General features: G+C 41.2%; 13 protein-coding genes. 8 read left to right on the forward strand and 5 right to left on the reverse strand.

The features are described from left to right. Positions 1 to 249: 249 nt before the first annotated feature. Positions 250 to 1,035: a hypothetical protein gene (locus WCV88_05760; protein ID MFA6475668.1), complete on the forward strand. Its 786-nt coding sequence runs from the start codon at positions 250 to 252 to the stop codon at positions 1,033 to 1,035. A 12-nt stretch (positions 1,036 to 1,047) separates the two neighbouring features. Here the strand turns inward: WCV88_05760 and WCV88_05765 are convergent, their stop codons facing one another. From WCV88_05765 to WCV88_05780, 4 genes are all read right to left on the reverse strand, one after another. Then, positions 1,048 to 3,366 (reverse strand): sialidase family protein, encoded by a 2,319-nt coding sequence (locus tag WCV88_05765; GenBank protein MFA6475669.1) that lies wholly within the window; start codon positions 3,364 to 3,366, stop codon positions 1,048 to 1,050. A 621-nt stretch (positions 3,367 to 3,987) separates the two neighbouring features. Further along, positions 3,988 to 4,185: a cold shock domain-containing protein gene (locus WCV88_05770; protein MFA6475670.1), complete on the reverse strand. Its 198-nt coding sequence runs from the start codon at positions 4,183 to 4,185 to the stop codon at positions 3,988 to 3,990. A gap of 123 nt (positions 4,186 to 4,308) precedes the next feature. Next, entirely contained in the window at positions 4,309 to 4,779 is a 471-nt protein-coding gene (locus WCV88_05775; protein MFA6475671.1) for a hypothetical protein, read from the reverse strand. Between the two features lie 17 nt (positions 4,780 to 4,796). Beyond that, complete coding sequence (locus WCV88_05780; protein MFA6475672.1) at positions 4,797 to 5,285, reverse strand: GreA/GreB family elongation factor; 489 nt, start codon at positions 5,283 to 5,285, stop codon at positions 4,797 to 4,799. Between the two features lie 44 nt (positions 5,286 to 5,329). On the opposite strand from WCV88_05780, the gene WCV88_05785 reads away from it, so the two are divergent. Together WCV88_05785 and WCV88_05790 are read left to right on the forward strand one after the other, a co-directional pair. After that, positions 5,330 to 6,202 (forward strand): ABC transporter ATP-binding protein, encoded by an 873-nt coding sequence (locus WCV88_05785; GenBank protein ID MFA6475673.1) that lies wholly within the window; start codon positions 5,330 to 5,332, stop codon positions 6,200 to 6,202. A 7-nt stretch (positions 6,203 to 6,209) separates the two neighbouring features. Continuing rightward, positions 6,210 to 7,010 (forward strand): ABC transporter permease subunit, encoded by an 801-nt coding sequence (locus tag WCV88_05790; GenBank protein MFA6475674.1) that lies wholly within the window; start codon positions 6,210 to 6,212, stop codon positions 7,008 to 7,010. An 82-nt stretch (positions 7,011 to 7,092) separates the two neighbouring features. Here WCV88_05790 and WCV88_05795 read toward each other — a convergent pair whose 3' ends face one another. Next, positions 7,093 to 8,220 (reverse strand): hypothetical protein, encoded by a 1,128-nt coding sequence (locus WCV88_05795; GenBank protein ID MFA6475675.1) that lies wholly within the window; start codon positions 8,218 to 8,220, stop codon positions 7,093 to 7,095. Positions 8,221 to 8,289: 69 nt separating this feature from the next. On the opposite strand from WCV88_05795, the gene WCV88_05800 reads away from it, so the two are divergent. The 5 genes from WCV88_05800 to WCV88_05820 all read left to right on the forward strand — a co-directional run bounded on the left by WCV88_05800 (position 8,290) and on the right by WCV88_05820 (position 14,261). Beyond that, positions 8,290 to 10,080 (forward strand): heavy metal translocating P-type ATPase, encoded by a 1,791-nt coding sequence (locus WCV88_05800; GenBank protein MFA6475676.1) that lies wholly within the window; start codon positions 8,290 to 8,292, stop codon positions 10,078 to 10,080. 133 nt (positions 10,081 to 10,213) lie between these two features. Continuing rightward, positions 10,214 to 12,142 (forward strand): copper-translocating P-type ATPase, encoded by a 1,929-nt coding sequence (locus tag WCV88_05805; protein ID MFA6475677.1) that lies wholly within the window; start codon positions 10,214 to 10,216, stop codon positions 12,140 to 12,142. Positions 12,143 to 12,189: 47 nt separating this feature from the next. Then, entirely contained in the window at positions 12,190 to 12,555 is a 366-nt protein-coding gene (locus WCV88_05810) for a hypothetical protein (protein ID MFA6475678.1), read from the forward strand. A 58-nt stretch (positions 12,556 to 12,613) separates the two neighbouring features. Next, complete coding sequence (locus tag WCV88_05815) at positions 12,614 to 13,984, forward strand: sulfite exporter TauE/SafE family protein (GenBank protein MFA6475679.1); 1,371 nt, start codon at positions 12,614 to 12,616, stop codon at positions 13,982 to 13,984. A gap of 37 nt (positions 13,985 to 14,021) precedes the next feature. Then, complete coding sequence (locus WCV88_05820) at positions 14,022 to 14,261, forward strand: cation transporter (GenBank protein MFA6475680.1); 240 nt, start codon at positions 14,022 to 14,024, stop codon at positions 14,259 to 14,261. Positions 14,262 to 14,270 lie beyond the last annotated feature (9 nt).

Below are 14,270 nucleotides of genomic sequence, written 5' to 3' on the forward strand. Positions count from 1 at the left end.
AGCCTACAATAATAATATGTTCATAAAAATAATCTACGGATTATTAATTGTGGTTGATCTTATTTTAATTGTTATACTGAGAAGTAATATTAGACGCACTTTAGACATCAACCTGTCTGGCGGGAAGTTACTATTAATGGCGGTTTTTTTACAAGATTCGTTATAAACTTGCAATCTGGTACAGATAGCATATTTTTGCTAGGCTTAGAGCATAGAATAAAGTATTTATTATTTAAACAACCAAACTTTATGCGGAAAATATTTTTAGGCAGTGTGATGGCGATTTTTTTAGGCTGGTCAGGAGTGGCCAATGCGGCGTATAGCCGGGATGTTGTGAGCAATGGGGATTTTGAGGCAAATTTGGATGCCTGGTCTTGCACAAATTGTTCGGCAGAAGAAAATATTGTTTATAATGAAGATTATTTAACGCACCGTTTGGCCTTAGGCAAACTTAATACGTTTGAGGAAGCCAAACAGACAGTGGATCTTTCGGCCGCGTCTGGAAAAATCACCTTCGATTTTACTTGTGATTTTATTACAACCGATAGCCTGGCGGATGATTATTTCACCTATACGGTAAATAATACAACAACTGGTCAAAGTTATATCACAGATACCATCTATCCGGCGAATAATGTTACAACTTGTGGTACCATCCTGGATTTAAGCGCTTATGCCGGACAAAGCGTTGATATTGTGTTTTCAGTTAATAATGATGGAACGAATTTAACCACGGCCGAAATTGACGACGTTGTCGTTTGGGAAAAAAGCTACAGTTCACTGACTGGGCGGGTATTTGATCAACATTATAATAAATTAAAGCAGGCTAATGTTATTGTGCAACGTTATAACGGAGATGAATTATGGCGCGGTAAAACGAACGATAACGGCATTTTTAAAGCCGCAGACTTACAAGGTCACGAATTCAGAAAAGCCCGGATCATTTTTAAGTATCAAGGAAGCAAAGAGATCATTCGCCGCTATATTGTGTGGGGTCAAGCGTATAATCGGACTTTTCACCTTGAGACAATATAAGTTTAGATGTAGCTAGTTGATCCCGGTTATTTTTAACGCGCTTGAGGTTACTTTAACGTACTCATCAGCAGTGCTGCCAGTTGGCGTCCACTTGGCTTTGAAATAGTATTTCTTAGCTGAATTTAGTGTAACTTGATAGGCAATCTTACCTTTATTATTTGTACGGGCTGTCTCAACTAGTTTATAACCAGTCTTGGTTTTGCGTAAAATCTTCACCTTTTTATGCTTCAATTTACTATTAGTGGCGGCATCTTTTAAGGTGATATTGATCGTCGCTTTCGAACCAACCGTCACTCTTTTCTTGGCGGCTAAAGTTAAAGCAGCTCTAGAATTGACCACAAACAAACCTCTACTCGACCCTAGTGTGACACCGTCAAACATCAGTGTATAGAAGGTTTCATCTTGTAAACCGGTATATAATATTCCCCAAGTGGTACCACCATCAGATGATTTTAACAGCACGCCCTGGCCATAATAATTTTCCGCCCCCAAATATAATGTGGTTGGCGTGGTCGAAGCCTGGGCCGTCAGACTGTTAAAAGATCGGAGATGATCAAGCCCGTCGGTAATTTTTGTCCAAGTGGCTCCGGCATCGGTTGATTTATAGAAGCCAAAGTTAGTGCCGGTACCATTGTTGTAGAACACACTGGCTATGGCGTAAACAATATTATCATCACTCGGGTCAACGATGACTTTAACAATGTCTTCATCGGGGGAAGTGGCTAAGTCAGTCCAACTACCGTTACTGTATTTATATATACCATTGACACCGGATAACTCACTTTCTGTACCAATACCAACATACAAATCACCATTGCTGGCTTGAGCAATCGTCTGAGCCGAACCATCATCTAACAGATTCATGTCTTCCCAAGTGAGGCCTTGATCATGCGATACAATCACTTGGCCAACCTTTGGCTGGTTTGGATCACCGTTTGATATGCCGGCATACAATATATCCGCATCATTAACATCAGCTATAATGTCATCCACTTGGCTGGTGGCACCAATTAAACTACCAACTAAATTATCAGACCAGGTCACGCCACCATCATTGGTGCGTTTCAGACTGCCAATCAAGCCGGCCACTGCCACATCCGAGTTGTTTGGGTCAACCCAAATACCTTCACCGGGTTCTTCGAGCACGGGAAACTCCCAGGTGGGATTACCACTCGTAAAATTACTGGTTTTGGCAATGCCATTATAAGCGGCGGCCCAAACATTATCTTTATCGGTAGCCTGGCTTAGATCTGTAATCGTGACACCAGATAAACCATCATTTATATCTGTCCAAGTAGCACCACCATCATTGCTTTTAGCTAAACCCGGCATGGCATCGGCATACACAACATTAGCATCGCTTGGGTCAACGGTGACATTGCGGCCACCAATGGCTGAAGTAGTGTTGTTATCATCATAATTTTCCCACGTCACACCACCATCATCAGAATGTTGTTCTGCCACCCAAATGCGTCCAGTTTGATCAATCGTTACGCCGCTTGAAGCTACACCGGAATCAGTCCAACCTGATACCCCAGTGGTGGTATAGTAGGCGTTGTTGTTATTACCACCGGTGATAAATAAATTATTGGCATCCAATGGGTTTACCGCAAAGCGCGCTTCGCTGGCACTAGAGCTAAAAGCCGGAGCGGTTACTTCCGCCCAGGTAGCACCGGCTGTGGTTGAATGATATAAGTGCACTTGATCGCTGGCATCCAAAGTCAGAACATAGTAACTATCATCAGCGGCGGAATAATCAATATCCCAAATGGTTTGATCGGTCGCCGCCGTGACGGTAGCCGTGCTGAAGGTGACACCACTATCGGCACTTACTAAGATGGCTCCGGCGGTTTGTGCGGCTGACAACAAAACACCATTGGCAAATAATATACCAGTACCGGAATCAGTTGAAATTCTTGTTAAGGTGACACCATGATCGGTACTGAGGTAGATACCCTGAGCAAAGTTAGCGTAAACATTACCCGTTGTTTGATCCACCTCTACGGCAATACCACCACCTACATCCATCCCGCTTAAGCCTGTCCAATTAGTGCCGCCATCTGTCGACCGGTAAAAACCATTCGGTGAGTCCTTGGCTATGGTATAGACAATATCATTCGTACTATCAATGGCGACATCCAGTAAATTACCACCAAACGGCCCAAGTTGGTCTACTTCAGCCGTGGCTGTATTATCGGCCACAGGGGCATCTGTGCTGCTATCAAAATTGCCATCATCAAACCCTTCAACCGCGGTGAATAAAGACACTGTTAATAATACGCCTAAAACAGGCACTACTATCTTTTGCCATGTGATCTTGTATACCTCCATACAAAAATTTTGTTTTATTAATTATATTGCTTTGTAGTATAGCAATAGTGGTAAAATATACCAAATACCACGTTTAACCTTGACGAATTTTTGATGATTATATAAACTCCGCCCGTGCGGATCCACGATGGGTTCGCACATCGAGAGGTGTGTTCTGCCCGAAACCGTTCACGAGGCAAATATGGAAGAACCCCGAGTTCTGGGCTCGGTAAGTTCGTTCTCGTTCGAAAGAGACAACCTACAATACAGGAGGATTGGCAGCCAACAAGCTGCCAAGTCAGAACATCGCAGGTTTTGAGTGAAGTATAAATGCCGGGCAGTAATGTCCAGCGCGTCGCACCGTCAAGGTGAAACGCGAGAGGCTCCCCATAAGGTGTTCGAGACACCAAAGTACAGCCGGTTTTGATCTGCCAAGCTACGCAAGTAGCGCCGCGGTAGATCTAGCCCGCCCAAAACGTAGTCTCAACCTTCCGGAGTTTCTCCGTTCGCCGAAAATGGTGCAACATCCGGGGCGTGTGGGAAGAAATTCCTGCCGCCCCACCCCCCCCTTTTTTTTCATCGAATATTGTTAATAACAAAAAAACGGCTCTGGTGAGCCGTTTTTTTAAATAACTTACGTTATTAGACGCGTTTCACGTTGACCGCGCGAGGGCCTTTGTCGGATGATTCAGTATCGAAAGATACAGTATCACCTTGGCGAAGGTCATCGAAAGTGACATCAACCAATGAGGAAGAATGGAAGAAAATTTCTTTTTCTTGACCTTCAACGGTGATGAAACCAAAGCCTCTGTCTGTAAGGGTTTTGATTGTTCCTTGCATATGATGGTTCGGTTAGTTAATTAGCTGCTCTAGATGTTAAAGTCTAAGTTAGTTTTTTCCTAAAGACAACTCTATTGCTCGGGAAGTATGTCAGAGTTTTAGTTAGCTGTCAATGGCCTGGTTCTAAATATCCGTTCCCGTCAACATCAATACCAATAAACCACCGGCTACCAACAACACTGCATAGTAGTATAACCAAGACAGTTTCCGCCTATATATGAAGTAAATTGTGCCAAACGTGATCAAACTACCCATGAAATAGACTAAACCAGGCCACTGATTCAAAAACATTCCAACCGTAGCCAAGAGCACGGCCAGCGGCACCATCAACCAGGTGGCTTTTACCAATAGATTAGCTTTAGATGTTAAGATAAACCATGAGATTATACCAATCAAAAGTGCATAGGTGACATGCATGGTTGGTGGAAACCATGGTGTGTAAAGGCGATCGGCTGGTATAAATAATCTCAACACGAAACTGACGATACTTTGGAAGGCAAAATCAAGCAAGAAAGTACCAATTAATAAAAAATAACCCACCACGGTAACAACCAGAGCAAATGCAATTTTTTTTACAATGGGATTTTTGAACATAGAAAGTTTTTATTTGTTTATTTTATTAGACTAATAGTATATTCTTTATTATTGATTTTAACTATTTCACCAGTTTTGTGTCCAATTAAGGCGGCTCCCAAAGGGGATTGATAGGAAATGATACCGGCTGTGGGGTTAGATTCACTAGAACCAAGAATTTGGTAGGTAACCGCTCCGGTGTGGGTTTGCAATGTCACCTGATGACCAATCTGAACAGTGTCGGCATCTTTAGGTGTGGCAATAATCACAGCATGATTAATTTGATACTCCAATTCATCAATTTGTCGGTTTAATCCACGCAATCTGCCCTTGGCTATTTGATACTCGGCATTTTCCGAAAAATCACCATTCTCGCCATACTGCCGCGTGTCTTTCATGGCCTGTGGTCGAGTAACTTTCTTGAGACGGTCTAATTTTTCCTTGAGAGCGGCCAGTTTTTCCGGCGTCATAGTAGTGTCTACTGCCAGGAAAGTGTATTTGCCTGGTTTTCTATTTGGTAAGCGCATAAACTCTATTATATAGTATTACAGTGTGATAATATATAGCTGATATGGAGGCGATCAAATTGGATAATTTAATCAAACATTTTGGTTCTGTAAAAGCCGTTGCCGGAGTCTCCTTCACAGTTCAAGAGGGTGATATCTTTGGATTTTTAGGTCCAAACGGAGCCGGTAAAACCACCACAATACGTTGTCTCATGGATTTTATTAGGCCGAGTGCCGGTAAAATCACTCTTTTTGGTAAGGATGCCCAACTAGAGTCTGTATCACTAAAAAATGACATTGGTTATTTATCATCTGATACACATTTATATAATAAATGGACAGGGTTAGAACATATTAAGTACGTGCAAGCTTTTAAAGGAGCATCACCACTGCTGCAACCATTAATAAAAAGATTAAACTACGATCCAACCAGGCGCGTCAAAAACCTTTCGACTGGCAATAAACAGAAACTAAATTTTATTTTAGCGCTATTAGGTAAACCTAAATTGCTGATTTTAGATGAACCCACCCGTGGGCTTGATCCAATTTTGCAAAACGAGGTCTATCTTATTTTGCAAGAATTTCAGCAACAAGGTGGCACGGTATTTTTTTCTTCCCATAACATGGCGGAAGTAGAAAAAATTTGTACGCGCACCGCCATTATTAGATCTGGTAAACTTGTGGTAGTTGAAAATATCACAGATTTAAAAGGTAGAAATATACACATTGGGCATGTCACATTTGCAGAGAAAGTAACCTTACCGGAGTTGTCTATAAAAAATGTAAAGTTTGTCGCCGAAAAAAATGCTGGTTATAGCTTTACCATTACGGGGGAGCTGAAAGATTTTTTTAAAACTATTGGCCGTTACACTATTACCGACTTTGATTTGAATCATGCCAGCTTAGAAGATGTATTTTTAAACTATTATAAAAAATAACTATTGTATGGTAACAATATTTTGGCGCACATTGTGGGATAAAAAATATACTTTGTTAGCTTACTGGGGTGGTGAGTTTATTATGGTCTGGATGTATACGGCGTTGTTTCCAACCATCGATAAAATCAGTTCGTCATATAATCAAATTTTAGAAACATTTCCACACTCTTTACTAGAAGCCTTTGGCTTTGAAGGTTCGTTTACCGGATTTGCTAGTTATTTAGCGGCTGAACATTATGGTATTATTTGGCCAATTGTATTAATTCCATTCTTAGCTTCGTTAGCCGGAGCAGCTATTACCAAAGAAATTGAAGATGGTACGATTGAGTTAGTTTTGGCTTTACCGGTTGCCAGGTGGAAAATATTTTTTGCAAAATATGTCGCTGGTATAGTGGCTTTATTGTTATTTTTATTATTTTCTATTTTATCAACAATTCCAATGGCTTATTTGTATCATATAGACTTTGCCGCTGAATCTTTTTATTATATGGCTCTATTAGGTGGGCTATTTGGGTGGGCAGTTTATAGTTTTGGCATGTTATTAACAGTATTATTTTCTGAACGAGGAAAGGTTTATATGATATTAGGTGGCACATTAGTAGTGATGTACTTTTTAAAAATCGTGGCTGTTTTAAGTGAAAATCTGGTCAATTTAAAATACCTGTCTTTCTTTTACTATTTTAATGCGGGCGATGCCCTAATTCAACATATTATTAACGCGGAAACTTATTGGGTGTTTATTGGTATCAGTATCGTTTGTACGATAAGTGCCACAATTTGGTTTACAAAGCGGGATGTAGCGGTGTAATAAGTAGATTCATCTTTAAAATTGGTTAAACAAATAACCCCGGAAAATACCGGGGTTATTTTAACTTATATTACAAACAGTGTTAGTTAGTAATAACGAGGGTTTGCTTTGGGCTAGTAACGCCACCGCTGACGGCTTTAAACTTATAAGTGCCAGCTGTTAAGCCAATTTTCTTGGCTTTGAATTTATATTCGTAATAACCATCAGAATCGGTTGTTACTGTGCCAACCAGGGTAAATTTACTGGCGGTCGACTTTTTTCGATAAATTTTTACAGTTTTATTAGCTTTGTCTGATTTTTTCCAACCGTAAAGTTTAGCTTGCTCACTGCGTTGCACAGAGGCTACAGCAAAAGCTGAGCTTAAACTTAATTTTTCTTTAGCCACAATTTCCTTACTGATAGTTGACGAGGCCGAGGCCAGGGAACTGGTTGTTTCGGTACTATCAGTACTAAATGTTACTGCAATGGCCATTAATGCACCGCCATCGTCAGTTTCCGTGACACTGACAGACGCTTGGTCGTCATCCACAAACACGGCTAGGTTCGAAGCATTGATCGTTTTGCCGGACATAGTACTCATTAAAGCCAACATACTGGCTGGGAATTTCATATTAAAGAATCCAGTGGTACCAGCTGGGCCATTTACCGCCACACCAAATTGGGCATCGTCTGGGCCAGTTGGTGGTATGATTTGAAAATCTTGTACGGTAGTAGCAATATATCCGCCACTCATAGCATCTGGTGGGCCATTGCCTGGTTCTGGATTATCTAATGATGGATTAGCGGCTGTTCCGACAAAGACAAAGACAAATTGTTGGGCCTTGCCCATGTCTGGGATATAAAAATCACCCGTTGTGAAGGTCACAGAATATTGATACGGCTCACTGGAAGAATCCAAAGTTAAATTGGATATATTGGCACCGGCGCCCATGACAAACGGTGCGACCGTCAGTTCATCGGCATCGTCCGTGACGGTAAAATTAGCGGTATACGTGGCACTACCACTATCAGCCGTGTACGAAAAAGCCGTTACTTCTTGTAAAATGCCTTCTGGTCCTTCTGAAGGAACCATAGCACTTAAATCCGTCACCACATCGGTGGCATCACTTGATGTCACGGTACTGGTGACAGTAAAAGCCTGACTGGCTAATGGCATCATGGCTAACAGCCAAGCTCCCAAACAGCCAACGATGAATTTGTATTTTTTCATATCATCCTCCTAATAATTAAATATGTTTTTATCTTATCACATAATAAAAAGATGTGCTATAATCGCAATATGAAAAATACCGCTTTACAGGCCGTAATTAAAATGCCTATTTTTGTGGCCAGTGGCATTGTTGTTTCATTAATAATTCAATATGTCGTCCATCAAGAATTAGTGGCTAGTGTCGTTATGATTATCACCATTGTGATAGGTTTCTGGAAGTTTTTATTGGAGACAATTAAGGCTCTTTTAAAACACAAGTTTGGTTTGGATTATATCGCCTTGTGTGCCGTAATTGTATCTTTTATCACCCAAGATTATTTAGTTGGTGGCATGATCGTATTAATGCTAACCACTGGTGAAGCGTTAGAGAAATATGCCATGTTGCATGCGAAGAAATCCTTAACGTCGTTAATTGATCGTATTCCAAAAGATGTGACATTATTAGATGATAGTGACACGCATGTTAAAACTACCATTGAAGAAGTTAAAATTGGTCAACGCATTTTAATCCGGCGCGGTGAAGTTATACCGCTCGATGGCACTTTAGAAAGTGCTAGTGGCTATGCTGATGAATCATCATTAACGGGCGAGCCATATTATATGGATAAACTCAAAGGTGATGTCGTGCGCAGTGGTACCATTAATGCTGGTGATGTCATGGTTATTAATGTAACTACCGCTGACGATCAATCTACCTACCGTAAGATTATTAAACTCGTCCAAGAAGCCGAGTCGTCTCAAGCACCCTTGGTGCGCTTAGCCGATCGTTATAGCACCATTTTTACTTTACTCACCGCCATCATTGCAGGGACAGCCTATTTTTTCACGCGTGATGTGGAAATTATTTTGGCAGTTTTAGTTGTGGCGACACCTTGCCCCTTGATTTTGGCTACACCCATTGCTCTGATTGGTGGGATGAGTGCGGCCGCTCGGCAAAAAATCATCATGAAGAATTTAGCCAGCATCGAGGTCTTATCACGCACGCAAGCTTTGATTTTTGATAAAACTGGTACTATTACATTAGGTCATCCGGTGATAAATCAAGTGGAAGTAAAAGATACTGTCTACAGTGAGGAAAAAATATTAGGTATTGCCACAGCCATTGAGCATAATTCTTTGCACCCTTTTGCCAAGGCCATTGTGCAACACACTAAAGATAAAAATATTTCCATACCCAAAGTAGAGAAAGTTGAAGAAGTGGTGGGTATCGGTATTTCCGGAATGATTGATGGACAGCGTTATACTTTAGCGAAATATAAAAATACTGAACAACTCACCATTGAAGTTACCGGTGAGGGTAAACTAATTGCTTTATTACACTTTGAAGATCAAGTAAAATTAGATTCTAAACAGCATTTGGATTTATTAGAGCAATCCGGTTTTGAAATGTACATGTTAACTGGCGATAAACAAACGGTGGCCGATGCACTAGTAAAATCCATGGGGATAAATATTTCTGTCCAAGGTAATTGTTCACCTGAAGATAAATTGGCTCGTCTACGCGAGTTACAAAAATCCGGCAAAGTCACCGCCATGGTCGGTGATGGTATTAATGATGCTCCGGCCCTAGCGGCGGCTGACGTTGGTATCGTGTTCGCCAATGAAGAACACACCGCTGCGTCGGATGCCGCTGATGTGGTGCTACTGGGTGGAGATTTTACGCTCGTGCTGCGCGTTTTTAACATTGCCAAACGAACGATTAAGATCGCCTTACAAAGTATTTGGGTGGGGATTGGTTTAAGTGTGTTAAGTATGATCGCCGCGGCGTTTGGTTGGATTCCGCCATTGATTGGGTCTTTATGGCAAGAATGTATTGATGTGATTGTAATTATCAATGCCTTAAGAGCCGCACGGGGGTAAACACAAACAAAGTAAATAAAATCAATGGTAGAGACGCGATTAATCGCGTCTCTACCATTGATTTTATGTTGGTTCTTCCATGACACAATAGGTATTATGTGTAGTGTAATCGTGATAAAACCGTTATACTATAATGATGGAACATCACCATACCGAACACAACAAACACACTGGTCATCATACGGCCGACTTTCTAAAAAAATTTTGGATCACACTGGTTATCACCATACCGATATTTTTTTATTCGGAAATGGCTGTGATGATTTTTCATATTCAAGCGCCGGTTTTTTTTGGATACCGCTATGTATTTTTAGTCTTAGGTAGTTTTATCTTTTTTTATTGTGGCTGGGTTTTTCTGGCCAGCGCGTATCGTGAGTTGCGTGATAAATTACCCGGCATGATGACGTTAATCTCTTTGGCCATCTCGGCAGCCTATTTTTATAGTGTTTGGTCGATATTATCGGGTGGTAAGCATGATTTATTATTTGAATTATCATCCTTGATCGCCATCATGTTGTTGGGCCATTGGATAGAAATGAAATCAGTCCAAGGTGCACAAGGAGCCTTACATGAATTAGCGAAACTATTACCCGATCAGGCTGAAGTGATACGTGGTGATAAAACTGTAATCATACCGTTACACGAATTAATAGTGGGGGATATTGTGTTGGTGAAACCAGGCGGAAACGTTCCGGCTGATGGGAAGATTATTGATGGAACATCCGAAATAAATGAATCGGTGATTACCGGTGAATCCCGTCCAGTCGAAAAAACGGTTGGTGCACTGGTGATTGCTGGGTCAATCAATGGTGATGGCAGTTTAAAAGTAGTGATTGAAAAAATTGGTGAGCAAACATTTTTGGCCGGTGTGATGCACTTAGTGGCCAACGCGCAGGCTTCTAAATCACGCTTACAAATGTTGTCCGACCAAGCCGCGTTTTATTTAACGATTATTGCTCTAGTAACTGGTAGTATTACATTTATTACTTGGTTACTCGTGGGAGCTGGCGTCGTAACGGCCACCGAACGATTGGTGGCAGTTTTAGTAATTGCTTGCCCACATGCACTGGGTTTGGCTGTACCGCTCGTTGCGGCTATATCTACCACCTTAGCGGCACGCAATGGTTTATTAGTAAAAGAACGCCGCGCGTTGGAAGCCGCCAGAAAAATTGATACGATTTTATTTGATAAAACTGGTACCTTAACCAAGGGTGAGTTTGGTGTCGTGGGTACAGTAGACGATCAGGTATTACAGTTAGCCGCCTCGGTGAATGCACAGTCGGAGCATCCCTTGGCTAAAGCTATTGTTACTGCTGCCAGCGAAAAAAACTTAACCTTACTAACTGTGCAAGATTTTTCGCGTGTACCCGGTAAAGGTGTGATCGGAACAGTTGCGGGTAAAGTCGTGCAAGTGGGAAATTTTAGTGCAGAAGTAACTAGTCAAGTTTCGGGGCATACTATTGTCCAAGTGATCGAGGCTGGAAAGATGTTAGGTAGTATTGCTTTAGCCGATGTTATTCGGGAAGAATCCAGACAGGCTATAAAGACATTAAAAAAACTGGGGATAAAAACTGCCATGATCACCGGTGATTCTGAAGATGTGGCGGCCTGGGTAGCCAGTGAATTAAATATTGATGAGTATTTTTCGAGAGTCATGCCGGATCAGAAAGCCGAGAAGGTGAAACTATTACAAAGTTCGGGTCGAAAAGTAGCCATGGTGGGGGACGGCGTGAATGATGCCCCGGCGCTGACACAGGCTGACTTGGGTATTGCCATCGGTGCCGGCACTAATGTAGCCATTGAGTCGGCCGGGATTATTCTGGTAAAAAATGATCCGCGTGATATTCCTAAGATTATCCATCTCTCCAATCTCACCTATCACAAGATGATCCAAAATCTATTCTGGGCGACTGGCTATAATGTGATTGCCATTCCACTCGCCGCTGGTGTGTTAGCCGCCCAAGGTATAATCTTACAACCTGCCATAGCGGCGGTGTTTATGAGTGTTTCGACAGTGATTGTGGCCTTTAATGCCGTGTTGTTACGCAGACGGAAATTGTAAAACTGGACAAAAATTTAATTATTGGTATACTACCAGTCATAGTAGATATGACATACCAACACATCTCCCAACGTGCTATCCAGGTATCAATCACACTGTTGTTAGTGTTGTTTAGTTGGGTTACATACCATCAAATGATGGGTAACATGGTGATGGAATCTTCGCCAGATTGTGCGGCTTATTGTTTCATAGCTGGACAAATTGATATCAATGACTTGGTGCAATTAATGTATTTTTCTTTTCTGTCTGGTTTTGTTGCGCTTGTTGTATACAACCTGGTAATACAGTATCATCGTTTAGATGCAGTGGTAGTTAATCCAGGGTTGCGTAAATTAAATTGGTATTTTAAACAACAGCGGTGGAAAAATATCGTGACCGGGGATTTTTGTGCCCAAATTGTCTTCTTAGATTGAGTGTATCAGGGCAGTTTTGGCTGGATACATTTTAGCATTCTAAGAATATTATTTATTTATGACCGAACCATTATTAACCACTGATCGCATTCGGGTGCGAGGCACTACCTGTACCAGTTGTGAGATAATCATTGAACGAGAATTTAAGAAGCTAAACGGTGTTAAACGTGTTAAAGTAAATCATGCCAATGGTTGGTGTGAGATTGAACACGATGCGACAATTCCATTATATAAATCAGAGCTTAAAGCCTTACTGGAAAAACATGGCTATAGTTTGTGGTCAGACAAATCAGTTCAAGTAAAACAATCTCAGCAACATCATTGGCGAGAATTTGGTGTGGCACTTTTGATATTATTTGTAGTGTATAAAATACTACAATTTCTTGGTGTCTTTTCCATTTCAACTACAGTTGATGCTTCAATAAATTTAGGCACCATCTTCGTAATCGGGTTAGTGGCCGCTATGTCGACCTGTTCGGCGTTAATGAGTGGTATCATTTTAAGTGTATCGGCTAAATTTAATGACACCCACCAAGCGGCTACTAAATGGCAAAAATTACAACCACATTTATTGTTTAATCTAGGTCGATTGTTGTCTTACTTTATATTAGGAGGTGTAGTGGGGCTGATTGGTAAAGCCATTACACCATCACCACAGTTTTCCGGTTGGCTTATGATGGGTATTTCAATTGTGATGATCTTACTGGGAATTGATATACTGAAATTGTTTGAGGGTAAAAAATTCATTCCAACCATGCCTAAATGGTTCAGTGAAAAAATGTATAATCTAACCAATAGCGATAAGTCCTGGATGCCGTTGGCGTTAGGCGCACTGACATTTTTTCTACCCTGTGGTTTTACGCAATCGATGCAGCTCTATGCTTTAACGACCGGTAGTTTCTGGCAAGGAGGCATTACTATGTTGGTGTTTGCGCTGGGGACAATGCCAGCTTTGATAGGTGTTGGTATGGTGGCCAGTTTTGCCAAGGGAACGTTTGCCCGTTACTTCCTAAAATTTTCCGGTGCCATGGTGTTAATATTAGGCTTGTATAACTTCAACAATGGTTTGGCTCTAGCCGATATTCAAATACCGGATTGGTTTAGCTTTAGTTCTAATACCACGGCCAGCGCCAGTACGGCTGATGTAAATATAGTCGGTGGTAAACAAGTGGTGAATATGGCCGTCGATGGTATCTCATATGCACCAGCTAGTATCACTCTTAAACAAGGTGTGCCGGTCGAGTGGCACATTGATGGATCCAATGCCTCCGGTTGTGCACAAACCATTATGATTCCAAGTTTGAACATCACCAAACAATTATCAGCCGGCACTGATAATGTTATAACCTTCACCCCAACCACAACTGGAAAAATTGGGTTCTCTTGCCCAATGGGGATGGCGCGTGGTAGCTTCACAGTAGTGTCTTAAACACATTAATCTCTTAATTATTGAAAATTGTTTTTCTATGAAACACTTATATAAGTTTTCTATTACCGGTATGACTTGTCATGCTTGCGAAAAATTAATCACCATGGATTTAGCTGAATCCGGCTTTACACCCAAATCAATTAACCATCAATCCAGTGAATTAACCATTGAACTTGATCCAACCGAGGTTGAGCGCGTTAAACAAGTTATTCAACAAAGTAAAACGTATGTAGTAACTAATGCTTATTCAGTGACTGATGTAAAACCTGTTAATTAAATTAAACCT

It is taken from the genome of Patescibacteria group bacterium (assembly GCA_041665365.1).
In the GTDB taxonomy this organism is placed as follows: domain Bacteria; phylum Patescibacteriota; class Patescibacteriia; order UBA9570; family UBA9570; genus UBA9570.

What these genes read in the sequence shown, in the direction of transcription:
- WCV88_05800 (MFA6475676.1), top strand. Translation starts at nt 8,290, where the DNA reads ATGAAAAATACCGCTTTACAGGCCGTAATTAAAATGCCTATTTTTGTG.
- WCV88_05775 (MFA6475671.1), bottom strand. Translation starts at nt 4,779, where the DNA reads ATGTTCAAAAATCCCATTGTAAAAAAAATTGCATTTGCTCTGGTTGTT.
- WCV88_05820 (MFA6475680.1), top strand. Translation starts at nt 14,022, where the DNA reads ATGAAACACTTATATAAGTTTTCTATTACCGGTATGACTTGTCATGCT.
- WCV88_05810 (MFA6475678.1), top strand. Translation starts at nt 12,190, where the DNA reads ATGACATACCAACACATCTCCCAACGTGCTATCCAGGTATCAATCACA.
- WCV88_05785 (MFA6475673.1), top strand. Translation starts at nt 5,330, where the DNA reads ATGGAGGCGATCAAATTGGATAATTTAATCAAACATTTTGGTTCTGTA.
- WCV88_05795 (MFA6475675.1), bottom strand. Translation starts at nt 8,220, where the DNA reads ATGAAAAAATACAAATTCATCGTTGGCTGTTTGGGAGCTTGGCTGTTA.
- WCV88_05770 (MFA6475670.1), bottom strand. Translation starts at nt 4,185, where the DNA reads ATGCAAGGAACAATCAAAACCCTTACAGACAGAGGCTTTGGTTTCATC.
- WCV88_05760 (MFA6475668.1), top strand. Translation starts at nt 250, where the DNA reads ATGCGGAAAATATTTTTAGGCAGTGTGATGGCGATTTTTTTAGGCTGG.
- WCV88_05765 (MFA6475669.1), bottom strand. Translation starts at nt 3,366, where the DNA reads ATGGAGGTATACAAGATCACATGGCAAAAGATAGTAGTGCCTGTTTTA.
- WCV88_05805 (MFA6475677.1), top strand. Translation starts at nt 10,214, where the DNA reads ATGATGGAACATCACCATACCGAACACAACAAACACACTGGTCATCAT.
- WCV88_05780 (MFA6475672.1), bottom strand. Translation starts at nt 5,285, where the DNA reads ATGCGCTTACCAAATAGAAAACCAGGCAAATACACTTTCCTGGCAGTA.
- WCV88_05815 (MFA6475679.1), top strand. Translation starts at nt 12,614, where the DNA reads ATGACCGAACCATTATTAACCACTGATCGCATTCGGGTGCGAGGCACT.
- WCV88_05790 (MFA6475674.1), top strand. Translation starts at nt 6,210, where the DNA reads ATGGTAACAATATTTTGGCGCACATTGTGGGATAAAAAATATACTTTG.